We start from the raw sequence: 24,353 nt of genomic DNA, 5'->3' as shown, positions 1-24,353 counted from the left end.
CTCCTCGGATGACCTCAACACTTCTCACTTATGGCAGGCTCAATGATGGACCAGCGTCTCCTCACCGATCTCAAATCAGCGATCCGTTCGATTCCGGATTACCCGAAGCCCGGCATCGTGTTTCGCGACATCACGACGCTGCTCGGTGACGCGCGGGCTTTCCGCCGCTCGGTGGACGAACTGGTTCATCCCTTCGCCGGCGGACGGATCGACAAGGTCGCGGGCATCGAAGCGCGCGGGTTCATCCTCGGCGGTGCGGTCGCGCATCAGCTCTCGTCCGGCTTCGTGCCGATCCGCAAGAAGGGCAAGCTGCCTCATGAGACCGTGCGCATTGCCTATTCGCTCGAATACGGCGTGGACGAGATGGAGATCCACACGGATGCCATCGGCCAGGACGAGCGCGTGATCCTGGTGGACGATCTCATCGCCACCGGCGGCACGGCTGTGGCTGCGACACAGCTATTGCGACAGATGGGCGCCAACATCATCGCCGCATGCTTCATCATCGACCTGCCCGATCTCGGCGGCGCGAAAAAGCTGCGCGATCTCGGTGTGGAAGTGCGCAGCCTCGTGAGCTTCGAGGGACACTGAGGTAACCGACGATGTCGGCGGATCGCATCCAAGGCGCGCTGGCGTTTCTGCGCGAGGCGGAAAGGCTCAAGAGCACCCTGCGCAGCGGCTTCACCTCGGGAGGGCGCCCCGAGAGCACGGCCGAGCATAGTTGGCGTCTGTGCCTCATGGCGCTCGTCTTCGCGGATGAGTTCGAGAACATCGATCTGTTGCGTCTCATCAAGCTCTGCATCGTTCACGATCTCGGCGAGGCCCTGAGCGGCGACATCCCCGCCATCTATCAGACTGGCGACATGAATAAGTCCGCTCAGGAAAGGGCCGATCTCGAAGTGCTCACTCAGGCGCTCGATGCGAAGAAACGCGCCGAGATCATCGAGCTTTGGGAGGAATACGAGACCGCTGCTTCACCTGAAGCCGTTCTCGCCAAGGGGCTCGACAAGCTGGAGACCATTCTCCAGCACGTTCAGGGCAAGAACCCGCAAGACTTCGATTACGCTTTCAATCTGGGCTACGGGCAGAAGCAGACTTCCGCCCATCCCTTTCTCGCAACGCTTCGCGCCATTCTCGACGAGGAGACGCAGGCGCAGGCCGATGCCGCGAAGGGCAAACGTTAGAGCATTTTTCGGCAAAGTGGCTCCGGTTCGCCGTTAAAAAATGCGGTCCAACAAAGAACAGAGATGATTCCACGTAAGTGGAAGCAGCTCTACGCCTGCCGCTCCCAGAACACCATGCCGTCGAAGGAGAACACGTCCTCGCCATGCTGGTTCGTGCCGGTATTGTGGTGGAACACGAGGCCCCAGCCGGGGCGCGAGGCGGAGGTGCGCTTGGCGGTGACCGTCGTGCGGTACGTTACCGTGTCGCCCGCATAGACGGGTTTCAGCCATTTCAGGTTAGTGAAGCCGGGGGAGGGGCCGAGCCGCGCGGGCCTAGTTCCACGGGCGAGGGCGCTGGTACGGATGCGGTCGCGATAGGCCACCATGTGCTTCATCCACACGCTTGCCGTCTGCCAGCCCGAGGCGCAGAGAGAGCCGAACAGGCTGTTCTTCGCAGCCTCCGCGTCCACATGGAAGGGCTGCGGATCGAATTGTCTGGCGAAGCGGATGATGTCGTCGGGCTCGAAGGTGTGGGAGCCCAGCTCCTCCGTCTCGCCGATCACCAGGTCCTCGAAATAGGGATTGGCCGAGATATGCGGGATTTCCCGTTCCGGTACTTTCCCCGGCATGGAGGAAGCGACAGCCGCCAGCACGCCTTTTCCGCCGCCTGCGAAAGGCTCCGCGTCCCGGCGGGCGAACATGACCCAGTTCTTCTGGGTGAACACGGTCTCATCGGCCTGGTTCATCATCTCATAGCCGAACCGCACGAGGCCGAGATTGGGTTTGCTCTTCGAGGGACGGCTGTCAAGGATCGTCATGCGCGAGCGCAGGGTATCGCCCGGCCGCACGGGTTTGAGCCATTTCACCTCTTCGATGCCGGGCGCCCCCATGGCGGTGGAATCGAGCAGGGTCTCGTCCGCGACGAGGCGCATGTTGATGCAGCAGGTGTGCCAGCCTGAGGCGATGAGGGTGCCGATGAAGCTGTCCTTGGCGGCGATCTCGTCCACGTGGAAGGGCTGCGCGTCGTACTCCCGCGCGAAGCCTAGGATATGCTCCTTCGCGACGGTGATGGGGCCAAGCATCTGCGTGTGGCCGGGCGTGAAATCTTCAAAGGCAAAACGGGGCATCGGTCTCGATCTTTGCAATGGGATCTGGGTCGGCGCTACGCTGGATCGGCCTGATTAAGGGTTGAATTGTCCAGCTGCGTTGTGCGCCAGGCGGATCGGCTCGGGCAAGCGATACTTTGGTGAACACCGCAATACGAGTTCTGCTGCCGTGGCAATATCGGCCAAGTGTCCGGGCGAGATGAACATCGGGTTCTTGGCGGTGCGGGTGCGCAGTGCCACCCCGATGGTCTCCTTGCGGTCGATGAGAGGCGCGGCGGATCCCTTCTCTTCGCCGAGGTCCTTATAGCGGCCGCAGAGCAGGGTCTTGCCGCAGCCGATGGTGGGGCGCTGGAGCCACAGGCCCATATGGCTGGCGATACCGATGCGGCGGGGATGGGCGATGCCCATGCCGTCGAACAGGAACACGTCCGGCTCGGCCTTCAGCTTCTCGAATGCCTCCTCCAGCACCGGCCCTTCGCGAAAGCTCAACAAACCCGGCACATAGGGAAACGGGGTAGGGCGTTGCGCCAGCACCGTCTCGACGTGCAGAAATCCGGGATAAGTCATCACCACGATGGCCGCCTGCGACTGCTCGTTCTTCACGCTCACATCGACGCCCGCGACCAGCTTGACCGCGGCGAGATCGATAGGTCGGTCCGAGACGACCTCGCTGCGCAATTGCTGCTGCAGGGCGATGGCCTCCGAGGGTGTGAGATTCCAGTCGTGTCTGTGGTGAAGCTGCATGCGGTTAAGCTGAAGAGAACGATGTCTCTGTCAACGCCCAAGATTCCCGAACGATCCGAAAACGGCCATGTGCAGGCTTCAGCTCAGGAATGTTCCGGATGGTTTTATGCCACGATCGAGGTCATAAAGCCTGTAAAAGGCAAATCCAGTTCATCCCGTCGAGAGAGACCGACATTGGCCCATTCCGCGACAGGCCGCAGCATTCCCATCATCACTCCCGCCGAAGGCGTGACAGAGGAGATGATCCGCGAGCTTGTGGTCACGTTCTATGACCGCGTGCTGAAGGATCCGGACCTCGGCCCGATCTTCAGCAAAGCCCTGTCGGGCCGCTGGAGCGAGCATCTGGCGATCATGGTGGATTTCTGGTCGTCGATTGCGCTGAGAACCGCGCGCTACAGCGGCAAGCCGCAGGCGGCCCATTTCGGGCTGCCTCTCAACGAGCAGCTTTTCAGCCGCTGGCTGGAGCTGTTCGAGGGGACGGCGCGGGAGCTCTTCGAGCCGGATGCGGCGGAGTTCTTCATCGTCCGGGCCCAGCGCATCGCCGAGAGCCTGCAGATCGGCTTGGGGATAGGCCCGAAAGCGTTGCGCTTGCCATAGTTAGGGGCATTTTCTTTACGGCAAACCGGCATCCACTTTGCCTGAAAATGCCTTAGCGCGCTTAGCGCTCCCACCATTCCAACTCGTCCGAAGCTGTCTTCGGCAGGAGGGACGAGATCGCGATCATGAGGAGGCCGCAGGCCACGAGCACGGCGACGAAGAACTCGGCGCTGCCGTAGCCAGGCGCGATGATGGTAGAGATGAATGAGTGAAGAAGGTCCTGCATGGATCACTGTCCTATGATGAAGGACAACAAAGCAGAACGGCCCTGAACGCTCCGCGAAGCGGGCGTTCAGGATTCCGACAGGTTCGCTTTAGATGTTGAAGCGGAAGTGCATGACGTCACCGTCCTGCACCGTGTATTCCTTGCCCTCAAGGCGCAGCTTGCCCGCATCGCGCGCGCCCGCTTCGCCCTTCAGCGTGGTGTAATCCACGTAAGCGATGGTCTCAGCGCGGATGAAGCCCTTCTCGAAATCCGTATGGATCACGCCGGCGGCGCCGGGGGCCTTGGTGCCCCTGGTGATCGTCCAGGCGCGCGCTTCCTTGGGGCCGACCGTGAAGTAGGTGATGAGGCCGAGCAGCTCATAGCCCGCGCGGATCACGCGGTTGAGGCCGGGCTCGGCAAGGCCGATGGCATCGAGATAATCCTTCTGCTCGGCCGCATCGAGAACGGCGATCTCGCTCTCGATCTTGGCCGAGACGACGACGGCCTTCGCGCCCTCTTGCCTAGCGCGCTCGAACACCTTTGCCGAGAAGCTGTTGCCCTGATCGGCGGAAGCTTCCTCCACATTGCACACGTAGAGAACCGGCTTCGAGGAAAGCAGGCCCAGCATCTGGAACAGGCGCTCTTCCTCAGGCTTGCGCTCCACCAGGCGGGCGGGCTTGCCGTCGCGCAGAAGCGGCAGGCAGCGGTTGACGAGGTCGAGCGTTTCCTTCGCCTCTTTGTCGTTACCCTTGGCCTTCTTCTCGAGCGCGGTGACGCGCTTCTCGAGGCTGTCGAGGTCGGCCAGCATCAGCTCCGTCTCGATGGTCTCGATATCGGCGGTGGGGTCGATCTTGCCTTCGACGTGTGTGATGTCAGTGTCCTCGAAGCAGCGCACCACGTGGGCGATGGCATCCACTTCGCGGATGTTGGCGAGAAACTGGTTGCCGAGGCCTTCGCCCTGCGACGCGCCGCGCACGAGGCCGGCGATGTCCACGAAGGTGAGGCGCGTCGGGATGATCTGGGCCGAGCCCCCAATGGACGCGAGCTGATCCAGGCGCTCATCCGGCACGGCCACGTCGCCCACATTCGGCTCGATGGTGCAGAACGGATAGTTCGCAGCCTGCGCCGCCGCCGTCTGCGTCAGCGCATTGAAGAGGGTGGATTTGCCGACATTCGGCAGACCGACGATGCCCATCTTGAAGCCCATGGCCTCACTCCTTGTTTCTGGCCGATCAAGCGCCGGCTGAAGTCCTATTTCTCGGCGGCCTTTTCGCCGGGCCGCTTCACATCCGTCCAACCTCTCGCCTCCATGGCGAGGTGGACCTTGTTCTGAAAGCTTCCATCCTCGCCCTTGGCGAGCAGGGAAGCGTTGTCCGCGATGATGCGGCACAGGTCCTCGACCCATGCCTCCTCGCTTTTGCCGAAATCGCCCAGCACATGGTGCTGCACCAGGGGCTTGTGGCCCGGGTGACCGATGCCGAGGCGGACCCGGCGGTAATCGTTGCCGCAATGGGCAGAAATCGAGCGCAGGCCGTTATGGCCCGCATTGCCGCCGCCGATCTTCACGCGCAGCTTGGCCGGCGGCAGATCGAGCTCGTCGTAGAAAACCGTCACGTCGCTTAAGCCGATCTTGAAGAAGTTCTGCGCTTCTCCCACAGACTGGCCGGACAGGTTCATGAAGGTCTGCGGCTTGAGGAGCAAAATCTTCTCACCGCCGATGACGACATCGGCAGCCTCGCCTTGAAACCGCTTACGCCAAGGGCCCGCGTTGTGCACGCGTGCAATCTCGTCCACGGCCATGAAACCGATATTGTGACGGTTTCTGGCGTAGCGCGAACCGGGATTACCAAGGCCGACGAAAAGGCGCATTGCAAGGCATTCTCATAATGAAACGCTCCGGCCTTGCGGTCGGAGCGTTGAAGCCGATCAATGGGCTTGAAACGCCCGATCAAAGCCGATTAGGCAGCGGTGCCTTCAGCAGCCGGAGCGGCCACAGTGTCTTCTTCCGTCAGGCCAGTCGGGGCCACGACGGTGACGAGGGTGGCATTCTCCGTGGAGGTTGCCTTGGCGCCCTTCGGCAGCTTGATGTCGTTCAGGTGAACCGAGGAGCCAATATCGAGGCCTTCCACCGACGCTTCGATGAAGTCCGGGATCGCGTCGGGCGAAACCGCGAGTTCAACCGAGTGCTCGACGATCTGGACCGTGCCGCCGCGCTTCACGCCCGGGCACTTCTCCTGGCCGACCACGTGCACCGGAACCACGACCTTGATGGTCTGGCCCTTGGAAACGCGCAAGAAGTCGATGTGGACCGGGAAGTCGCGCACCGGATCGAGCTGGTAATCGCGCGGAATGACGCGAACGGACTTACCGTCAACGTCGATCTCGAAGATTGTGGTCAGGAAGTGGCCGGCGAAGATCAGCTGCTTGGTCTGATTGAAGTCGAGGGCAATCGACTGGGCCGGCTGACCGGCACCGTAGATAACAGCTGGAACTTGGCCTTGGCGACGAACAGCCCGGGCGGCCCCCTTGCCGCTCCGGTCGCGCGCCACGGCCTTGATTTGCTTAATTTCGCTCATGGTCGTGGTCCTTAAAATGGGAGTTATAAAACCGATGGCCGCCAAGGCTTCCTATTAAGGAAATCTATCGGCGGCCATGAGGTCCGCGCCCGTGCCTCCAAGGGTGTCGAGCGGGCGCGAGGCGGCTTATAGCCTCAAAGACCTATTTTGACAACACTTTGGTAACGGCCCGGAAAGGGCTAAAAGCCGACAAAGACACATTATGACATTTAAGGTGCCCTCATGAGCCTGGATCGTGCTGCCCTCGACCGGGTCGAGAAGATCCTGTCCTCGTCCCTGGATGATCGGCAGAAGCTCGAACAGACCCTTCGTGCGCTTGCTAAATGGCGTTCCCAGCTTCTTGGCAATACCATGGTCCAACGTCATGGGAGTGTCGTGCAGAAAGGGCCGTTCGCCGGCATGACCTATCTGGCGCAGCCCTCAGAAGGTGGGGTCACCGCCAAGCTCATGGGCACCTATGAAGCCTGCCTCCAGCCGTTTTTTGAGAGCCTGCCGGAGCAAGGCTACGATGCTGTTCTCAATGTCGGCTGTGCCGAAGGGTATTATGCCATCGGCTGCGCCCGCCTCCTACCTGGCACTCCGGTCCTGGCCTGGGATATCGATCCCCGCGCCAGGCAAATGTGCGCGGAGCTGTCGCGCCTCAACGCGGTGGAAGGGCAGATCGATCTTCGGGAGACATTCACACCGGGCGATCTCCAGGGCGTTCGTGCCGAGTTGAAGAGCCACTTTGGCCATGAGCCTCGGGCGCTTCTGGTCATAGATTGCGAAGGAGCAGAGTTCGAGCTGCTCGATCCGATTCAGGCCGACTATTCATGGCTCGATATGGTTGTCGAGGTGCATCCCGGCCGGGAGCGCACCCTGCCCATGCTCACCGAGCGGTTCCGGGACACGCACGAGATCGAGGTCAAGCAGGCCGAGACCATCGTTCCGGACCTGCCGGACTGGCTGCATCAGCTTGGGCATCTCGACCAGCTCCTGACTGTCTGGGAGTGGCGTGCGGTGCCGACGCCATGGCTCATCCTGCGGAGCCGTTTGCGGCAGACATAAAAAAGGCCGGGAGCTTTCGCTGCCCGGCCCTCATGGAGATCGGCATCGCTTTTAGTCGAACAGGCTCGACACCGAGCTTTCCGTCGCCGTACGGCCGATGGCCTCGCCCATGAGCGGGGCGATGCTGATGACGCGAATGTTGTGGGCCACCTTCACGGCTTCGGTCGGCATGATCGAGTCGGTGATCACGAGTTCCTTCAGCTTGGAGCCGGCGATGCGGGCCACCGCGCCGCCCGAGAGCACGCCGTGGGTGATATAGGCATAGACCTCCTTCGCGCCCTGAGCGAGGAGGGCGTCGGCGGCATTCACCAGCGTGCCGCCGGAATCCACGATGTCGTCCACCAGGATGCAGGAGCGTCCGGATACGTCGCCGATGATGTTCATGACTTCCGACTCGCCCGGACGCTCACGGCGCTTGTCCACGATGGCGAGCTGGGCGTCGATGCGCTTGGCGAGCGCGCGGGCGCGCACCACGCCGCCGACGTCGGGCGAAACCACCATGCGGTTGCCGCCGGCGAGGTGCTCCTTGATGTCGCGAGCCAAGATGGGGGCCGCGAAAAGGTTATCTGTTGGGATGTCAAAGAAGCCCTGGATCTGGCCAGCGTGGAGGTCCAGCGTCAGCACGCGGTCGACGCCGGCATGTGTGATCAGATTGGAGACGAGCTTGGCCGAGATCGGGGTGCGGCCGGAGGCACGCCGGTCCTGCCGAGCATACCCGAAATAGGGAATTACCGCCGTGATGCGCCTGGCCGAGGAGCGGCGCAGGGCGTCGGTGATGATGAGCAGTTCCATCAGGTGATCGTTCGTGGGGAACGAAGTCGACTGGATGATGAACACATCTTCGCCGCGCACATTCTCCTGGATTTCGACGAACACCTCCATGTCCGCGAAGCGCTTCACCTGCGCCTTGGCGAGCGGAACATTGAGGTAGGAGGCGATGGCCTCGGCCAGGGGACGGTTGGAGTTTCCCGCAACGAGCTTCATGCAAGCAACTTCTAGCTTTGAGTGACCTGTGGAGCCCGTGACGCAATAGTAAAACATCTGCGCGGCCAGGCGGATGGGTCTTAGCAGCGATACGAAACCGTCACAATATGAGTCAGTGCCGCGATGTGCGGCAATATCGACTAAGGCCTATGCAGTCACTGCACGGCAACAGGTGTTTCGTCATCCGAGGCTTCCGCCGTCTGGAACGGATTTTCGGATTTGGAGGCTGCCAGGAACTCGGCGATCTCGTCCATGCTTGCAGCTGCCAGCTTGGAAAGGGTTTCCTTGTCGATGGAGGAAATCGAGCCGGAGCCAATGCTCACCGGGCTCGATCCGGCAAGGCGCTTGGCCCGGCGCTTCTGGGCGTCGAACACATCCCACACATAGGCGACCTTGGTTTCGCCATCGGCTGTCTCGGTAGAGATGTAACCCCGCACACGGTAGCGGGCCTGAGCGCTGGAGCCCACGAGCTCCACCTTGCGGTCGGTGGCTGCATTCGACAATTCGTCGATCAGCGCCGTCTGGACCTTGGCGGGGGCGCCGTCGATGCTCTCGAGGGCAACGGGCACGCCTTCGGGCGAGCTGCTGACCGAGCCCTGGCAGGCTCCAAGCGAAACCATCATTGCAGTTGCGGCAAGCCGCCCCCAACCCTTTGTCCCGGCCATCAAGGCATCCGTTCTTGTTATCGGTAACGAAGTCTTAACCGTAACAGGGTCCGCAGTCCAGATCGGCCACGCTTGCCAGATCAGCCGCGCTTACGCAGCTGAAGGATCAGTGCATCGAGGCCAAGAGCAAGGAGGCCGGCGGCCAAACCCCAGAAGGCGGAGCCTATGCCGAAGAGCGTGAGGCCCGAGGCGGTGACGGCGAGCGTCAGCACGGTCGGGAATCGCCGGCCCTCATCGGACAGGGCCGAGCCCAGCGCCCCTGCGAAGGCTCCCATCAAGGCAAGGCCCGCCACGGTCCGGATGAGTTCGGGCGGCAATGCTGCGATAAGCCCGATCAAAGCCGCGCTGAAGGCCGCGAAGATCAGGTAGCTCAAGGCATAGAACGGCCCGACCATCCAGCGCTTCGTGGGATCCGGGTGGGTATCCGGCCCGGTGCAGATCGCGGCCGAGATCGCAGCGAGGTTGCTTGTGTGAGCGCCGAAGAAGGCCGTGACCACGGAGGCGAAGCCTGTCACGGCGAGGATCGGGCGGGAGGGCGGCGTATAGCCCGAGGCGCGCAGAACCGCGAAGCCCGGCAGGTTCTGGGACGCCATGGTCACCAGGAAGAGCGGGAGGCCGAGGCCAAGGAGGGCGGCGGGCTCGAAAGCTGGTGCAATGAACGTGAGCGTCGACAGGCTCAGGTCCGAGGCGAGGGGCTTCGCCAACCCGCCGCCGAAGGCGATGCCGAGACCCACGAACAGCACGGCCAGAACCGCGAGGGCCGGGTTGAACAGACGCACGACGAGAAAGATGCCCACGAGCGGCAGCACGAGACCGGGCGCGGCCTGTGCGCTTTCGAACACGGCCATGACGAAGCGGATGAGGACGCCCGCCAGCATCGCGGCGGCAATCGAGGCGGGGATGCGCTCGATCAGGCGGCCGAAGGGCTTGATGAAGGCGGCGAGCATGATGAGCCCGCCCGCGAGCAGGAAGGAGCCGACCGCCGCATGAATGGAGATGCCGCTGGAGGCCGCGATCAGCGCCGCGCCCGGCGTCGACCAGGCGGTTACGACCGGCATGCGGTAGCGAACGCTCAGATATCCCGCCGTCGCCGCCATGGACAGGCACAGGGCCGCCACCCAGGACGATGTCTGCGCCGCATCGGCGCCGACAGCCTGAGCCGCTGCGATGATGATGGCGATCGTACTGCCAAAGCCCACCAGGGCCGCGACAACGGCGGACGTGATGATCGACAGGCGCATGGGTCCGGCTTTCCCGTGTTCGGAGCTTAGCCGTTTAGACTATCATGGCGATCCGCGCCAGTTCGTCCGGTGCACTTCCCTGACGACTCCGGAAGGCTTAAATCTCCCCCATGAGTCGCAATCCCACCAACGACGTCCCACCAGACATTCTGGACACCGAAGAAGACGATGAGACCCTAGCCGTCGAGAGCGGCTCGGATGTCGAGTTCGACCTGGAGGCCAACCCCAGCCTGGTCCAGCGCGGAACCGAGGTCATCAAGCGTTTCTGGACGACGCTGCCCAATGCGCCCGGCGTTTATCGCATGCTCGATACGAAGGGTGACGTGCTCTATGTGGGCAAGGCCAAGAGCCTGAAGAGCCGCGTCGGCTCCTATGCACGCGGTCAGGCGCATTCCAACCGCATCGCCCGCATGATCGGCGAGACGACCTCGATGGAATTCGTCACGACGGCGACGGAGACCGAGGCGCTGCTGCTCGAGGCCAACCTCATCAAGCAACTGAAGCCCCGCTACAACGTGCTGCTGCGGGACGACAAGTCGCTTCCCTACATCCTACTCACCGGCGATCACGATGCACCGCAGCTCGTGAAGCATCGCGGTTCGCGCAAGCGAAAAGGGGATTACTACGGCCCCTTCGCCAGCGTGTGGGCGGTGAATCGCACCATCAATGCCTTGCAGCGCGCGTTTCTCTTACGCTCGTGCAACGATAGCTATTTCGAAAACCGCACGCGTCCCTGCCTGCTGTTTCAGATCAAGCGCTGCTCCGGTCCATGCACGAAGGAGATTTCGAACGAGGAATATGCCGGACTCGTTTCCGAGGCTCGCGCGTTCCTGGCAGGCAAGTCGAACGCCGTGAAGCAGCGCATTACGGACGAGATGCAGCAGGCGGCCGAGGATCTGGAATTCGAGCGCGCCGCGCGGTGCCGCGACAGGCTGGCCGCGCTCTCCGCGATTCAGGGCGTGCAAGGCATCAACACGCAATCGGTGGAAGAGGCCGATGTGTTCGCGCTCGACGAGCAGGCCGGGCAGTTCTGCGTGGAGGTGTTCTTCTTCCGCAATTGGCAGAACTGGGGCAACCGGGCGTACTTCCCGAAGGCCGACAAATCCATGTCGCGGGAGGAGGTTCTGGGGTCCTTCATCGCACAGTTTTACGACGACAAGCCTGCACCGCGCCTCATCCTGCTTTCGCACGAGATCGAGGATGCGGAGCTGATGGCAGCGGCGCTTTCGACCCGGGCAGAGGCGCGCGTGGAAATCCATGCCCCGCAGCGCGGCGAGCGGCGTCAGCTCATCGAGTATGTGTTGCGCAACGCAAAGGAAGCGCTCGGGCGGCGGCTGGCGGATACGGCTTCGCAGCAGAAGCTTCTCCTGTCGCTGGGCCAGGCCTTCGGTATGGCGAAAGCGCCTCGGCGCGTTGAGGTTTACGACAACTCGCACATCATGGGCACCAATGCGGTGGGTGCCATGGTGGTGTCGGGTGCGAACGGCTTCATGAAGCAGCATTACCGGACCTTCAACATGAAGTCCGAGGACCTGAAGCCCGGCGACGATTACGGCATGATGCGTGAAATGCTCCAGCGGCGTTTCGCGCGGCTCGTGAAGGAGGAACCGAGGGCGGCCGATGGGGAGGCTTTGGCAGGCAGGGACGATTCCTTCCCCGCCTGGCCCGATCTCGTCCTCATCGACGGCGGCAAGGGGCAGCTGGAGGCCGCGCGCCAGGCATTGTCGGAGGTCGGCGTGAGCGAAGACGATGTCACCCTCGTCGGCATCGCCAAGGGGCGTGACCGCGATGCGGGTCGCGAGACCTTCTTCAAGCCCGGGCAGCCGCCCTTCAAGATGCCGCCGCGCGATCCGGCGCTCTACTTCGTGCAGCGCCTGCGGGACGAGGCCCACCGCTTCGCCATCGGCGCGCACAGGGCCAAGCGCAAGCGCGAGCTGGTAAAGAACCCGCTCGACGAGATTGCCGGTATCGGCCCCACCCGCAAGCGGGCGCTCCTCCATCATTTCGGAACCGTCAAGGCGATCCAGCGGGCAGCCCTGGAGGATCTGATGAAGGCGCCCGGGGTCAATGCCGCCACGGCCCGCGCGGTCTACGATTTCTTTCATGATCGCGGCTAGGGGCGGGGCTGGCATGGCGCGGCGGATAACGGCAATGTGGAGGGCATTCCGGTTGACGGACCAACCCGAGACATGCTTCCTGCCTGTCCTATGAGCACAGCCCCCACCATGCGCCGGTCGAAGGCTTTCAATCTCGCCAACCTGTTGACCTACCTGCGGCTGGTGGCAGTCCCGGCCGTGGTCGGCCTTCTGTACTGGCCGGAGGACCATTGGTCGCGCTGGTTCGCGCTCGCCGTTTTCGCCATCGCCGCCATCACCGATTATCTCGACGGCTATGTGGCCCGCACTTATGCGCAGGGCTCAGCGCTCGGGCGCATGCTCGATCCCATCGCCGATAAGCTGCTGGTGGCTGCCTGCCTGCTCATGCTGGTCGCGACCGATACCATTCAGGGGTGGGACCTGTGGGCCGCTATCGTGATCCTGTGCCGCGAGATCCTGGTCTCGGGCCTGCGCGAGTTCCTGGCCGAGCTGAAGGTGAGCGTGCCGGTGAGCCGGGTCGCCAAGTGGAAGACGACGTTCCAGCTGCTTTCCCTCGGCTTCCTCATCGCGGGCCCGGCAGGCGATACGGTGTTGCCGGGCAATACCCAGATCGGACTCGTCCTGCTCTGGATCTCGGCGCTTCTCACGCTCTATACGGGCTGGGATTATCTCAAGACCGGCATTCAGCACCTCGTGGACGAAGGGTGAGGGCGATGAAGCTCGTCTATTTTGCCTGGGTGCGTGAGCGGGTCGGCAGGACGGACGAGGAGGTCAGCCCACCGGAGAACGTTGCTACCATCGCCGATCTGGTGCGCTGGCTGAAAGGCCGGGGCGAGGAGTACGAATACGCCTTCGAGAACGAAGACGTCGTTCGCGCCGCCGTCGACCACGAACACGCCAGGCCCGATGCCCCCATTGCCGACGCGCGGGAAATCGCCTTCTTCCCGCCTATGACCGGCGGCTAGGCATCATGCGCCGGATCAGGATTCAGGCCGAGAACTTCGACATTGCGGCGGAGACGGCGGCTCTTGCCGAAACTTCCGCTGATGTCGGCGCCTCCGTCGCCTTCACCGGCTTCTGCCGGGACGAAGGAGGGCGGTTGTCAGCCCTCGAACTCGAGCATTATCCTGGCATGGCCGAGGCTGAGTTGTCGCGCCTCGCCGGGGAGGCGGAAGGGCGTTGGCCTCTCATTGGGCTCACGATCATCCATCGCTATGGGCTGATCCGTCCGGGAGAGCCCATCGTGCTCGTTCTTGCCGCGAGCGCCCATCGCCGCGCCGCCTTCGAGGCCGCCGATTACCTGATGGATTATCTCAAGACCCACGCCCCGTTCTGGAAGCGGGAACATCTGAAGGACGGCACGGTGGGTGCCTGGGTGGAGGCGAAATCCACTGACGACGATGCCATGGAACGCTGGCGCTGAACCTGGCTTGCACGACCCGTCTTGATCCCGCCGCAAGGTAGGCGGAGCATGATGCTGGATATGGCAAGCGAGAGGTGCGTCATGCACAGCATCGTTGTCGTTCTTGTCCTGATGATCGCAGCGCCGGCGCCGGCCCAAGGCATGCCCATGCCTGAGCCTGCCCAGGCTCACACGCTTCCCGATTGCTATTGCCGGGCTGCTGGCAGGATCTTCGAGGAAGGGGAGGAGGCCTGCCTGCAAACCACGGATGGGCCGCGGATTGCCCAATGCTCCATGGAGCTGAACGTGATGTCCTGGCGGATCAGGCCAACACCGTGCCCGGAATCATGAAAAACGCTGCCGGTTGGGCAGCGTTCTTGGAAAAAGAATCTCGGGTGAATGGCCCTCGAGGGCTCTTCTGCGGCCTTAAAGGAGGCCGACGACGATCGCGCAAATGAATGAAAAAGACACGCAGACCGCGGCGATATTGAGCTTCTCGGTCCAGTCTAGATGAGACGTCAGGTTCATTTAGGATCTTCCTATCTGAATAGAGGGGAACACTAGCAGAGCCGATGGAACCTGAAAAGGCCCAGCTAGGCTGTGGACCGCGTGCCGCAGACAGGCTTAATGGTTAACAGACGCTTAACCTCTTGTTTTTGGCCGGGAAGGGGAGTGACCATGCCTCTCGAAATATTTTGAGGCACCCCATAGAATATTTGTTTCGGGCTGTTCCATTTTGCTGCTCGCAAACTGATTGAAACGAGATTGCTTCCCGAATCGGGCGATCCCGTTGACGGGATGTTTACCTCGGGCCGGGTAATCTCGGCTCATGCGTCGTGGGTTAGTTGCGTTTTTCGCCCTTTCGCTCATTGGGCTTGGGGTTACCGGTTGCGGGCTGTTTCGTTTCGAGCAGCGCGAGCCTTGGCGCGCGCAGGCGGAAGAAGCCTGCCTTGCCCAGAAACTGGTGCAGCCATCGGCCTATATGGCCATGTCCGGAAAAATTGACGGTCCCGGCGTGTGCGGCATGGACCACGCCTTCAAGGTTTCGGCCTTCAGCAACGGCGAAGTCAGCCTGAAGTCCAAGGTGACCCTGGCCTGTCCGATCATCCCGAGCATCGACACCTGGCTCGACGAGATCGTGAAGCCCGCCGCCGTGATGTATTTCGGCGTGCCTGTGGTGGATATCAAAGCGGGCTCCTATTCCTGCCGTCCGCGCAACAACCGTCGGGGCGCCAAGCTCTCCGAGCATTCCTTCGGCAACGCCCTCGACGTGATGGGCTTTGTCCTGGCCGATGGCCGCGAGGTCTCCGTCGTGAAGGGCTGGAAGGGCGCTCCCGCCGAGCAGGACTTCCTGCGCGAGGCCTTTGTCGGCGCCTGCCGCTATTTCACGACGGTGCTCGGTCCGGGGTCGGACGCTTTCCATTACGACCACCTGCATCTGGACTTGGCTCGGCACGATCCGCGCGGCCAGCGCCGCGTCTGCAAGCCGATCCTCAAGTTCGAGCCGCGAATCGATCCCGAGCAGAGCCGCCAGGTCATGCAAAGCGTGAACGCCGCCGGCGACATCCCTGCCGGTGATATGGAGCAGGATGTGGCGGATGAGGGCGGCGCCGTCCCTTATGAACAGGGGGCGCCCATGGGTGCCCCGATGGCTCCTCCCGTCGTGTCCGCCCCGATGCCACCCGCTGCGCCGCGCTACCCTGCGGCTCCAAGCTATTCGAGCAATGCGGCCCCTGATGTCTATGTGCCGCCTCCGCCGCCCGGCTATGAGCTACAGGCGCCACGGCAGGGTTATGCACCACAACAGACCTATGCCCCGCCCCGCCCGATGCGCTCTTCCGCTGGGGAGCCAATGGTGCTGAACAGACACGCCGCCTATTAATCCGCAAGCGGAGCCTTGACCTTCCTCATTCCTCCCCACATGGTCGGTGTAACAAAGTCTTTCGACCTGTTGGAGCAGTAGAATGAAGTGGCTGGCGGCGATCCTCTCTTGCATGCTGTTGAGCGTCCCCGCGCTTGCGCGCGAGATTACGCCCGCTGAGCGGCGCGAGACGGCTTCCGAGCTGTCGTTCGACCGCTACAACGCGAACCTGCCGGCTTGTGCCGACCCTTCCGTGCTTGGCAACATCTCGCATAATTTCGAGCACAAGGAAGCCAAGTTCTGGAATACCAACGTCAGGATCATCGGCTTCGAGCGGGTCCAGGAAGTGGCCTTCCGTCCGTGGGGCCTCGACTATATCCCGCGCCGCTACTGCTCCGGCACGGTCATCGTGTCCGACGGCTTCAAACGCCGGGTCAACTTCTCCATCGGTGAGGACATGGGCTTTATCGGCATCGGCTGGGGTGCCGATTATTGCATCGACGGCTTCGACCGCAATTACGCCTACGCTCCCCATTGCAAGCAGGCTCTGCCTTGATCCTTAAATGGTGCCTCTCTTTCGCAGGCGCCGTCCTTTTCCTGACCTCGTCTCTTGCGGCGCAACCCCTGCGCGAGGCGAGGGGCGCGCCCATGGGGCAATTCGACTTCTATGTGCTCGCCCTTTCCTGGTCGCCCGGTTTCTGTGAAATCAGCGGCAGGCAGAGCCCGCAATGTGACCAGGGAAGTGGGCTCGGTTTCGTGGTGCATGGCCTGTGGCCCCAAATGGAGCAGGGCTATCCCAGCTTCTGCGCTCCGAATGGACGGTTCGTTCCAAGCACGACCCTCGATGAGGTGAAGGGGCTCTACCCCGACGATAACCTCGCCCGCTATCAGTGGCGCAAGCACGGCACCTGCACCGGCGAAAGTCCGGGCGGCTACTTCAAGGCGGTGCAGCGCGCCCGTGAGCGCGTGCGCGTTCCCGAGAGCTTCAAGGCGCTCAGTGCCCGGTCCAAGGTCCTGCCGAGCGAGATCGAGCAGGCCTTCATGAGCGTTAATCCAGGGCTACGGCCTAACATGATCGCGGTTTCCTGCGGGCGGCGCATCTTCCAGGAGGTGCGGATCTGCCTCGACAAGGACCTGCGAAACTTCAGGCAATGTCCCGAGGTGGATCGAACCGGCTGCCGTGGAGGCGAACTCCAGATCCCAGCCGTCCGTTAGTGAAGCGGATAGATCTATTATTTGAGTAGTGCATCGTGGGCCTGACACTTGTGGCTGCACGATGTGCTAGGACATGTCTATGAATTACCGTCATGCCTTCCACGCCGGCAATTTCGCCGACGTCATGAAACACGCTCTTCTGGTGCGGATCCTCGTCTATCTCCAACGCAAGGAAACGCCCTTGCGCGTCATCGACACGCATGCGGGCATCGGGCTCTACGATCTCACCGCCGACGAGGCCGAGCGGACGGGTGAATGGGTCGAGGGTATCGGCCGGCTGGAGGAGCCTTTTTCTCCCGAAGTCGAGGAAATCCTCGCTCCTTATCGCGCCGTGATCGCCGAGGTGCGCGCGCGCCATGGCGAGATGATCTATCCCGGCTCTCCGGGTATCGTGCGCGAACTCTTGCGGCGGCAGGATCGTGGCGTTTTCGTTGAACTGCATCCTGCCGATCATGAGGCGCTGAGCGAGGCCTACAACGAGGTTTCAAACCTGAAGGTGATGCATCTCGACGGATGGACGGCGCTTCATGCCCTGATCCCGCCGAAGGAGAAGCGCGGGCTCGTGCTGATCGACCCGCCTTACGAGAAAACGGGCGAGCTGGAGCGGCTCGGCACCGAGTTGCTGACGGCTCTCAAAAAATGGCCGACGGGCGTGTATGCGGGCTGGTATCCGATCAAGGATGTGGGCGCCGTCGATGCGGTCGCTGCCAGGCTGCACGAGCAGAGCACGCGCCCCGGTCTTCGCCTCGAGCTCCTCGTGGACGATCCGCGAGATCCGACGCGCCTCAACGGCAGCGGATTATTCGTTCTCAATCCGCCCTGGTCTCTACGTGAGGAGGCCGAAACACTGCTGCCGGCGCTGGCTGAGCGTCTGTCGCGCTCGGGCGACGGTGCTTATCGCTGTGAAGCCTTCGGGCCTCCTGCATAAATCCAATTGCCGCGTTCCGCATAAGGGTCCAAGAATTGCGCCGTCGCTTTATCGCGGTGCGAGTGCGCTCTGTTGCTCGCATCTGGCCCAAGACAGGATTCTCTATGCTCATTCTCCGTTCGTCGCCCGCCTCGCCTTTTGGCCGGAAGGTCAAGATCGCGGCGTCTCTTCTCGGTCTCTCCGATAAAATCCAGGTCGTTAATGCGGACACCAACAACCCGGAGGACACGCTGCGCCAGCAGAATCCCCTCGGCAAAATTCCCACGCTGGTGCTGGAGAACGGCGACGTGCTCTACGATTCCCGCGTGATCGTGGAATATCTCGACCATCTGGCCGGCGGCGGGAAGATCATCCCGAACGGCGAGAAGCGCTTCTTGGCCCTGCGCAACCAGGCGCTCGCCGACGGCATCGCCGATGCGGCGCTTCTCCAGGTTTATGAAGAGCGCTGGCGCACGGAAGAGCGCCGCGACGCAAAATGGGTGGAGCATCACGCCGGCAAGGTTCAGCGCGGACTCGATCATGCCGAAGCCAACCTGTCGTCACCCTCCGAATCCCTGACCATTGGCGAAATCGCGCTCGCCTGCGCGCTCGGTTATCTCGACCTGCGCTTCGCGGGCAAGTGGCGGGAGAGCTATCCGAAGCTCGTCTCCTGGCTCGCCGATTTCGAAGCGCGCGTTCCCGCCTTCGCAAAGACGAAGGTTACCCCGTAGAAGAACGAACCCGAAAGCGGACACCACTTTTGGGGCTTCACTCGCTGCACAAGTGAACAACAAAAAGGCCCGGGTTTCCCCGGGCCTTTCATCTGTCGCAGAACGACGGATCTTAGTACGAGCTGAACTTGTAGTTCAGCTTGGCGCGAGCGACGAAGAACTCGCTCTCGCTGTCGCGGATGCCGGGCGCATCGACTGCACGACGGTCAGCGGCGAAGGCCGGCACAGAGCTGCCGACAAACGTGGTCTTGTCGTTGTCGAGGTTCACCCACAGACCTTCGATGCCGGCCGTCAGGTTGTTGGTGAAGGCGTATTCCATGCCTGCACCCAGGACCCAACCCGTACGGACGTCGTCGCTGTTGCTGAAGAAGTCGTTGTTGTCGTCACCGCCGCCGTAAGCGAAACCGCCTGTTGCGTAGATGAGGGCGCGGTCGAAGGCCACACCGGCGCGAGCGCGGACGGTGCCGAACCAATCAACGCCGCCTGCAACGCCAGCCGGACGGAATGCATAGGCATCCCAAGCAGCCGGGTAGAAGGCCGTGCCGTTGCTACCACCGAGGTCAGCCCACTGAATGTCGGTTTCGACACCGACCACGAACGAACCCGTCTGGTAGTTGTAACCGATCTGACCGCCGCCGACGAAGCCGTCGCCTTCGCTGTCGCCGAAGGTGATGGTGCCAGCGGGCGAGCCGACGCCAACAGCGCCAGCCGGAACGCCGATCGAGGCGTTGCTGTCGTCATTGTGCCAGCCGTAGCCAGCGTTCACACCGACGTAGAAGCCGGTCCAGGTGAAGATCGGGGCAGCCGCAATGATCGGAGCCGGAGGAGCTGCGCGCATGGGCAGGTCGGCAGCCGAAGCAGCTCCCGCGAAGCCGAACAGGGCAACGCTGGCGAGGAGAATCTTCTTCATAGTTTCTCTTTCCTTATCGATGTCGTACCCGCCTGGTCCACGGGAGGTCCTGGATTACGCTGGGCACTATCTGTTTATAGAGCGACAACCTGTCGAGGTCTGTGACATCACGAACACAGCACCGAAAGGTACTGTGGCGGTAATGTGGCGATGCTTACTTGTTTCCCCTTGTGGCCTCGCTGGGGACTCTAACGTAGAACTAGACAGTTAGTTCAGATCGACAGGCGAGAAAATGTCTTTTTCTTGGCAGAGTACTTCGTCTACGATACGTGATTACAGTTCAAAGGGCGAATATATGCACAAAAGTACTCTTGTTACAGGCGGTGCAAAGAGAATTGGACGCGGTATTATCGAGCGCCTGGCCCGCGAAGGATACGCGGTGGCGATTCACTGCCGCCGGTCCACGGATGCCGCCGAAGAGATCGCGGCCGGCATCCGCACGAAGGGCGGCAAGGCGGTCGTTGTGCAGGCCGATCTCGCCCATGCGCCGGATGTCGACCGGATCGTCGACGATGCCGTGCGCGCGCTGGGAGGTCCGTTGACGCTTCTCGTCAACAACGCGTCGGAGTTCGAGCCGGATGAGGTAGAGACACTTTCAACCGAGCGCTGGGACCGGCATTTCGCCGTCAATCTGCGCGCGCCGGCTTTCCTGGCGCGAGACTTCGCGCGACAGCTTCCTCCCGATCTCGAGGGCTCCATCGTCAACATCGTCGATCAGCGCGTCTGGAAGCTCACGCCGCAATTTTTCTCCTACACACTCACGAAGGCGGCCCTGTTCACCGCAACGCAGACCATGGCCCAGGCCCTTGCGCCACGCATCCGCGTCAATGCCATCGGGCCGGGGCCGACGCTGTCTAACGAGCGTCAGGGCGATGAGGATTTTGCCAAGCAGGCGAACGCCGTTCTTCTCGGCCATGGCGGCACACCTAAGGAGATCGCGGAGGCGGTCGTCTATCTCGCCAATGCGCGCAGCGTCACGGGTCAGATGATTGCCGTCGATGGCGGGCAGCATCTGGCCTGGGAGACGCCGGACGTGGCGGGCATCAAGGAGTGAGTGTGATCGCCGAGATCAGGCGCCCGTAATCGGGCTCCTTGCGATGGGTGGTGCGGCGATAGCTGAAAAACCGCTCCTCATCGGAATAGGTGCAGAGATCGAGATTGGTGAAGCTGCCAACGCCGGCAGCCCTCAACCGCGCCCCGATGAAGCCGGGCAGGTCGAACATGGCGTGATCCGGCTTGTCGGAAGGCCGGAAGAAGAGCTCATGTCCGGGCGCTTCTTCCGCAAAACGCGCGACGAATTCAGGGCCGACCTCATAAGCTTTCTGGCTGATCGTCGGGCCCAGCACCGCGACGATGCGGCTGCGCTGTGCGTCAAGCCGCTCCATCGCATCGAGGGTTGATTCAAGAACACCCGTTACCGCGCCGCGCCAGCCCGCATGAGTAGCGCCGATGACGCCCGCCTCATGATCGGCGAACAGCACCGGCCCGCAATCGGCTGTAGTGATGGCGAGCGCGATGCCCGGCGTTCTCGTTACCATGGCATCGGCCTTGGGGCGCTCGGAACTCCACGGACCTTTCACCAGCACGGCATCGGGTGAATGCACCTGGTACACGCTGATCAGCGCATCGGGCTTAACGCCGACGGCTTCCGCCATGCGCCGGCGATTTTCCTTCACATGCTCCGCCTCGTCCGACGAGCCGATGCCGCCGTTGAGCGAAGCATAGATGCCCTCCGACACGCCGCCCTGCCGCGTGAAAAAGGCGTGGCGGATTTTGGGAAGACCGATGAGGGCGGGGGCTTCGATGAACATGGCTTTTGAAACTTCAGGATACGGAAAGATACGGCAGGCCCGGAACAGCCTCGATTGATTCATGTGTAACGGCTAAAACCTTAAACAGCTCACCCATGCCCGTCGCGCCGCGTTCGGTGAGGCGGGTAAGCGCACTGTCAATGCCGGATGCCTGTTCAAGCGTTGCGCGTGTCTTGAGGGACGATGCGCGCGCTTCGATGCCGAGAGCCTGCAGGAAGTCGCCCTGCATGCTCGGGCCATGAACGCGCAGCGCCTCCGTTGCTGCCGCCTGTGCGAGGCGATGAAAATCCACATGGGTGGTGAGGTCGGCCTCACCAGGCTCGTCAAGCGGATCGACGGGCTTGTGATCTTTGAGCGCCTGCAACGTGTCGCCGAAGGCTGGGCCCCAATAGCCGTAATCGATGATGAGCGCCGCGCCCGTATCGCGGGCGAGTTTGCGCGATAGAGCCTGCAAGATGTCGATGGATGCGCTTGGCCATTCGAGGACGTCGTCCTGGCGCAGAGGATTGCCGAGAGCGGTTTCAGGCTCGGGGCGCAGGCCGAAGATCAGGCGGTCGCCTTCAAGCCCTACCAAGCGCTCGCACCAGCCGCGATCCGTCGCGAGGAACTGGCGCACGGGCAGCGCGTCGAAGAACTCGTTGGCGACGATCAGCGTCGGGCCTTCGGGCAGGTCATCCACATTCTCGTGCCACTGAATGGCATGGCCCGAGGAGGCGAGGGTGGCCTGCTGGCGCTGCCTCAGGGACGGGCTCGTCTCCAAGAGATGCACCTGCGCGGCACCCGCGAAATCCGGCAGGAGCCGGGTGGCACGCAGCAGATCCGCCATGAGCGTGCCGCGCCCAGGACCCAGCTCGACAAGATGCACGGGGGAGGGACGTCCCATTCCGTTCCAGACTTCCAGCATCCAGAGGCCGATCAGCTCTCCGAACATCTGGCTGATCTCGGGCGACGTTGTGAAATCGCCGGAGGAGCCCAATGGGTCGCGTGTTGCGTAGTAATGCTGGAGGCACAGGCTCATGTAGCGCTCGACCGTGATCGGCCCCTCGAGGGCGATCAGCTCGCGCACATGATCCGTAAGATTCCTCATGCCGCCTCGATGGTCTTTGCGGGCCGGGTATAGCCTCGCACTGCTATGAAGATCACCGCCGCGCCGACGAGGGCCATGGGCACGGAGAGCACCATCCCCATAGTGATGCCGCCGCTCAAGGCCTGGATCGAGGAGCCGAAGAGGAAGCCGAGCTGCGCATCGGGCTCGCGGAAGAACTCGCAGACGATCCGCGCGATGGCGTAGCCCAGCACGAAGATGCCGCCGAGCAGGCCTGGCCGCTTGAAGCCGAATTTTCGCGCGGCGATGGCCATGATGATGAAGAGCACGAGCCCCTCTCCGAACGCTTCATAAAGCTGGCTCGGATGCCGCGGTTCGGGACCGGCATGGGGAAAGACCACCGCATAGGGAAAATTCGGCGCGGGCCGACCCCAGAGTTCGCCGTTGATGAAATTGGCGATGCGCCCGAAGAACAGGCCGATGGGGGTCACGACGGCGGCCATGTCCAGCATCGCCAGGGCATTGAGGCCCCGCGAGCGGGCAAAGAGCACGATGGCGAGCACCGCGCCCAGGAAGCCGCCATGGAACGACATGCCGCCGCGCCAGATGGCGAACATTTCCAGCGGGTTCTGCAGATAGGTGTGGAGGTTATAGAACAGCACATAGCCCACGCGCCCGCCCAGCACGACACCCAGCGCCACCCAGACAATGAGATCGTCGATATCCGTAGGTTTGGGCTGGCTCAGGGGCGTCCAGAGCTCCGCCTTGGCCGCGAGACGCTTGGCATAGAACCAGCCGCCGAGCAGGCCCGCCACATAGGCCAGGGCATACCAGCGGATCGCGAAGGGACCGATGGAGAAAGCGACGGGGTCGAGGATCGGGAAGGAAAGAGGCATGTCGGGCCTTGTATGAATGCCCTGCCATTGGACCCGGCGGGGACCGATCGTCAACCCTGTTGCAGTTTCCGGGATTTAAGATCACATCTGGCTCACCCGGGCCCTCGCGCTCCTGAAAATGGTACGGACTGCACACATGACCCAATCCTCGAACCGGATTTTCGATGAACTCGCCCGCTTCGCCACGGACGCTGCCGGTGCCGCGCAGGGCGTGCGCCGAGAGGTCGAGACCGTTGTCCGCAGCCAGTTCGAGCGCCTGATCAAGGACATGGATGTCGCCACCCGCGAGGAGGTGGAGGTGCTTCGCGAAATGGTGATCGCCACCCGCGAGGAGAATGAGCGTCTGGAAGCCCGCCTCAAGGCACTCGAGGAAAAGCTCGCCGGAACTTCCACCCCCTGATCTGGACGGGATACGGCCCTGCTTCCAACGTGACCCTCCTGTTGTGGACAGGTCCGGATCGCGCATTGTGAGCAGGGCTAAAATCTAAGACTGTGATTCATGAGCTGATTCGAGCCGGAAGTGACAAGAATCCCGTGTGCGTTCACGTATTCGGGAAGCTCTTTTCAGAAAAAGCTTGGATTAACGCAACGATATTGCCTGTTTCTGTTTGCCATATCCGGGCAATCGAGCTTCTTGGATCGACATGTCTCAGCATCACATCGAAATCGATCGCCTGGAACATCCGCTAGACGTTGTCGAGCGGATTGCTTCTCACCGGCATTGGATCTTCGACCGCGCGGAAATTGACGAAATGTCGATTTCAGTTGCCGGACGCTGGGCCGATTACGACATCGCCTTCACCTGGATCGAGGATGTGGAGGCCCTGCACGTGGCCTGCGCCTTCGACCTGAAGGTGCCCGAACGGCGGCGGCAGGAAGTTCTTCAGCTCATTTCCTACATCAACGAGCAGCTCTGGGTCGGCCATTTCGATCTCTGGAGCACGGAAAACGTGGTCATGTTCCGCCATTCCCTGCTGCTCGCAGGCGGCGCGGACCCGACACAGGGACAGTGCGAGACCATGCTGCGCGTCGCGGTGGAAGCCTGCGAACGCTATTTCCAGGCCTTCCAGTTCGTAATCTGGGCCGGCAAGACCGCCCGCGAGGCTCTCGACAGTGTGCTGTTCGAAACCGAGGGCGAGGCTTAAAAGCCC

30 protein-coding genes are annotated in these 24,353 nt (G+C 62.3%); 17 read left to right on the top strand and 13 right to left on the bottom strand.

Annotated elements, in window-relative coordinates; all coding sequences use genetic code 11:
• The first annotated feature begins 45 nt into the window (after positions 1–45).
• Together AB4Y85_RS02885 and AB4Y85_RS02880 are read left to right on the top strand one after the other, a co-directional pair.
• Positions 46–591 carry an adenine phosphoribosyltransferase gene (locus AB4Y85_RS02885; protein WP_441983697.1) on the top strand — a complete coding sequence of 182 codons (546 nt, stop codon included), beginning with the start codon at positions 46–48 and terminating at the stop codon, positions 589–591.
• A gap of 11 nt (positions 592–602) precedes the next feature.
• Positions 603–1,184, top strand: coding sequence for an HD domain-containing protein (locus AB4Y85_RS02880; protein ID WP_441983348.1), 582 nt, complete (start codon positions 603–605; stop codon positions 1,182–1,184).
• Positions 1,185–1,273: 89 nt separating this feature from the next.
• Here the strand turns inward: AB4Y85_RS02880 and AB4Y85_RS02875 are convergent, their stop codons facing one another.
• A complete protein-coding gene (locus tag AB4Y85_RS02875) occupies positions 1,274–2,290 on the bottom strand; it encodes a MaoC family dehydratase (protein WP_441983347.1) in 1,017 nt (338 codons plus the stop codon).
• Positions 2,291–2,344: 54 nt separating this feature from the next.
• Positions 2,345–3,013 (bottom strand): deoxyribonuclease V, encoded by a 669-nt coding sequence (gene nfi, locus AB4Y85_RS02870; protein ID WP_441983346.1) that lies wholly within the window; start codon positions 3,011–3,013, stop codon positions 2,345–2,347.
• Between the two features lie 174 nt (positions 3,014–3,187).
• On the opposite strand from nfi, the gene AB4Y85_RS02865 reads away from it, so the two are divergent.
• A complete protein-coding gene (locus tag AB4Y85_RS02865) occupies positions 3,188–3,610 on the top strand; it encodes a group III truncated hemoglobin (protein WP_441983345.1) in 423 nt (140 codons plus the stop codon).
• A gap of 61 nt (positions 3,611–3,671) precedes the next feature.
• Here AB4Y85_RS02865 and AB4Y85_RS02860 read toward each other — a convergent pair whose 3' ends face one another.
• From AB4Y85_RS02860 to AB4Y85_RS02845, 4 genes are all read right to left on the bottom strand, one after another.
• On the bottom strand, positions 3,672–3,836 hold the full coding sequence (locus AB4Y85_RS02860; protein WP_441983344.1) for a hypothetical protein: 165 nt from the start codon (positions 3,834–3,836) through the stop codon (positions 3,672–3,674).
• Between the two features lie 88 nt (positions 3,837–3,924).
• Entirely contained in the window at positions 3,925–5,022 is a 1,098-nt protein-coding gene (gene ychF, locus AB4Y85_RS02855) for a redox-regulated ATPase YchF (protein WP_441983343.1), read from the bottom strand.
• 44 nt (positions 5,023–5,066) lie between these two features.
• A complete protein-coding gene (pth, locus tag AB4Y85_RS02850) occupies positions 5,067–5,684 on the bottom strand; it encodes an aminoacyl-tRNA hydrolase (protein WP_441983342.1) in 618 nt (205 codons plus the stop codon).
• A gap of 89 nt (positions 5,685–5,773) precedes the next feature.
• Entirely contained in the window at positions 5,774–6,391 is a 618-nt protein-coding gene (locus AB4Y85_RS02845) for a 50S ribosomal protein L25/general stress protein Ctc (RefSeq protein WP_441983341.1), read from the bottom strand.
• 222 nt (positions 6,392–6,613) lie between these two features.
• Between AB4Y85_RS02845 and AB4Y85_RS02840 the strand changes: the two genes are divergently transcribed.
• Positions 6,614–7,438, top strand: coding sequence for a hypothetical protein (locus tag AB4Y85_RS02840; RefSeq protein WP_441983340.1), 825 nt, complete (start codon positions 6,614–6,616; stop codon positions 7,436–7,438).
• Positions 7,439–7,489: 51 nt separating this feature from the next.
• On the opposite strand, the gene AB4Y85_RS02835 is transcribed toward AB4Y85_RS02840, so the two are convergent.
• From AB4Y85_RS02835 to AB4Y85_RS02825, 3 genes are all read right to left on the bottom strand, one after another.
• Entirely contained in the window at positions 7,490–8,422 is a 933-nt protein-coding gene (locus AB4Y85_RS02835; protein ID WP_441983339.1) for a ribose-phosphate pyrophosphokinase, read from the bottom strand.
• Positions 8,423–8,577: 155 nt separating this feature from the next.
• On the bottom strand, positions 8,578–9,087 hold the full coding sequence (locus tag AB4Y85_RS02830) for a hypothetical protein (protein WP_441983338.1): 510 nt from the start codon (positions 9,085–9,087) through the stop codon (positions 8,578–8,580).
• A gap of 80 nt (positions 9,088–9,167) precedes the next feature.
• Positions 9,168–10,328, bottom strand: a complete 1,161-nt coding sequence (locus tag AB4Y85_RS02825) for a benzoate/H(+) symporter BenE family transporter (RefSeq protein WP_441983337.1) — start codon at positions 10,326–10,328, stop codon at positions 9,168–9,170.
• 110 nt (positions 10,329–10,438) lie between these two features.
• On the opposite strand from AB4Y85_RS02825, the gene uvrC reads away from it, so the two are divergent.
• The 10 genes from uvrC to AB4Y85_RS02775 all read left to right on the top strand — a co-directional run bounded on the left by uvrC (position 10,439) and on the right by AB4Y85_RS02775 (position 18,540).
• Positions 10,439–12,445, top strand: coding sequence for an excinuclease ABC subunit UvrC (gene uvrC, locus AB4Y85_RS02820; RefSeq protein ID WP_441983336.1), 2,007 nt, complete (start codon positions 10,439–10,441; stop codon positions 12,443–12,445).
• Between the two features lie 90 nt (positions 12,446–12,535).
• Positions 12,536–13,132 carry a CDP-diacylglycerol--glycerol-3-phosphate 3-phosphatidyltransferase gene (gene pgsA, locus AB4Y85_RS02815; RefSeq protein WP_441983335.1) on the top strand — a complete coding sequence of 199 codons (597 nt, stop codon included), beginning with the start codon at positions 12,536–12,538 and terminating at the stop codon, positions 13,130–13,132.
• A gap of 5 nt (positions 13,133–13,137) precedes the next feature.
• Complete coding sequence (gene moaD, locus AB4Y85_RS02810; protein WP_441983334.1) at positions 13,138–13,389, top strand: molybdopterin converting factor subunit 1; 252 nt, start codon at positions 13,138–13,140, stop codon at positions 13,387–13,389.
• Positions 13,390–13,394: 5 nt separating this feature from the next.
• Positions 13,395–13,847 (top strand): molybdenum cofactor biosynthesis protein MoaE, encoded by a 453-nt coding sequence (locus tag AB4Y85_RS02805; protein ID WP_441983333.1) that lies wholly within the window; start codon positions 13,395–13,397, stop codon positions 13,845–13,847.
• An 81-nt stretch (positions 13,848–13,928) separates the two neighbouring features.
• On the top strand, positions 13,929–14,177 hold the full coding sequence (locus AB4Y85_RS02800; protein WP_441983332.1) for a hypothetical protein: 249 nt from the start codon (positions 13,929–13,931) through the stop codon (positions 14,175–14,177).
• A 478-nt stretch (positions 14,178–14,655) separates the two neighbouring features.
• Positions 14,656–15,708 carry an extensin-like domain-containing protein gene (locus AB4Y85_RS02795; RefSeq protein WP_441983331.1) on the top strand — a complete coding sequence of 351 codons (1,053 nt, stop codon included), beginning with the start codon at positions 14,656–14,658 and terminating at the stop codon, positions 15,706–15,708.
• A gap of 82 nt (positions 15,709–15,790) precedes the next feature.
• Positions 15,791–16,243, top strand: a complete 453-nt coding sequence (locus tag AB4Y85_RS02790; RefSeq protein ID WP_441983330.1) for a hypothetical protein — start codon at positions 15,791–15,793, stop codon at positions 16,241–16,243.
• Complete coding sequence (locus AB4Y85_RS02785; protein ID WP_441983329.1) at positions 16,240–16,902, top strand: ribonuclease T2 family protein; 663 nt, start codon at positions 16,240–16,242, stop codon at positions 16,900–16,902. The genes AB4Y85_RS02790 and AB4Y85_RS02785 overlap by 4 nt, the downstream gene beginning before the upstream one ends.
• Before the next feature lie 79 nt (positions 16,903–16,981).
• A complete protein-coding gene (locus tag AB4Y85_RS02780) occupies positions 16,982–17,830 on the top strand; it encodes a 23S rRNA (adenine(2030)-N(6))-methyltransferase RlmJ (RefSeq protein WP_441983328.1) in 849 nt (282 codons plus the stop codon).
• A 104-nt stretch (positions 17,831–17,934) separates the two neighbouring features.
• Complete coding sequence (locus tag AB4Y85_RS02775; RefSeq protein ID WP_441983327.1) at positions 17,935–18,540, top strand: glutathione S-transferase family protein; 606 nt, start codon at positions 17,935–17,937, stop codon at positions 18,538–18,540.
• 112 nt (positions 18,541–18,652) lie between these two features.
• Here AB4Y85_RS02775 and AB4Y85_RS02770 read toward each other — a convergent pair whose 3' ends face one another.
• Positions 18,653–19,450, bottom strand: coding sequence for an outer membrane protein (locus AB4Y85_RS02770; protein WP_441983326.1), 798 nt, complete (start codon positions 19,448–19,450; stop codon positions 18,653–18,655).
• 295 nt (positions 19,451–19,745) lie between these two features.
• On the opposite strand from AB4Y85_RS02770, the gene AB4Y85_RS02765 reads away from it, so the two are divergent.
• Entirely contained in the window at positions 19,746–20,504 is a 759-nt protein-coding gene (locus AB4Y85_RS02765) for an SDR family oxidoreductase (RefSeq protein ID WP_441983325.1), read from the top strand.
• Here the strand turns inward: AB4Y85_RS02765 and pgeF are convergent.
• Genes pgeF through lgt form a run of 3 tightly spaced genes read right to left on the bottom strand, consistent with a single transcriptional unit; the run spans position 20,494 to position 23,202 of the window.
• Entirely contained in the window at positions 20,494–21,261 is a 768-nt protein-coding gene (gene pgeF / locus AB4Y85_RS02760; protein WP_441983324.1) for a peptidoglycan editing factor PgeF, read from the bottom strand. The genes AB4Y85_RS02765 and pgeF overlap by 11 nt on opposite strands.
• 13 nt (positions 21,262–21,274) lie before the next feature.
• Positions 21,275–22,348, bottom strand: a complete 1,074-nt coding sequence (locus AB4Y85_RS02755; protein ID WP_441983323.1) for a class I SAM-dependent methyltransferase — start codon at positions 22,346–22,348, stop codon at positions 21,275–21,277.
• Positions 22,345–23,202, bottom strand: coding sequence for a prolipoprotein diacylglyceryl transferase (lgt, locus tag AB4Y85_RS02750; protein ID WP_441983322.1), 858 nt, complete (start codon positions 23,200–23,202; stop codon positions 22,345–22,347). Before lgt ends, AB4Y85_RS02755 begins: the two co-directional genes overlap by 4 nt.
• 136 nt (positions 23,203–23,338) lie before the next feature.
• On the opposite strand from lgt, the gene AB4Y85_RS02745 reads away from it, so the two are divergent.
• Both AB4Y85_RS02745 and AB4Y85_RS02740 read left to right on the top strand, forming a co-directional pair.
• Positions 23,339–23,602, top strand: a complete 264-nt coding sequence (locus AB4Y85_RS02745) for an accessory factor UbiK family protein (RefSeq protein ID WP_441983321.1) — start codon at positions 23,339–23,341, stop codon at positions 23,600–23,602.
• A gap of 244 nt (positions 23,603–23,846) precedes the next feature.
• Positions 23,847–24,347 carry a YbjN domain-containing protein gene (locus AB4Y85_RS02740; protein ID WP_441983320.1) on the top strand — a complete coding sequence of 167 codons (501 nt, stop codon included), beginning with the start codon at positions 23,847–23,849 and terminating at the stop codon, positions 24,345–24,347.
• Positions 24,348–24,353: the final 6 nt, after the last annotated feature.

The sequence above is a fragment of the Microvirga sp. 2YAF29 genome (assembly GCF_052114605.1).
In the GTDB taxonomy this organism is placed as follows: Bacteria; Pseudomonadota; Alphaproteobacteria; order Rhizobiales; family Beijerinckiaceae; genus Microvirga.
This window is presented reverse-complemented; position numbering and strand designations above follow the sequence as displayed.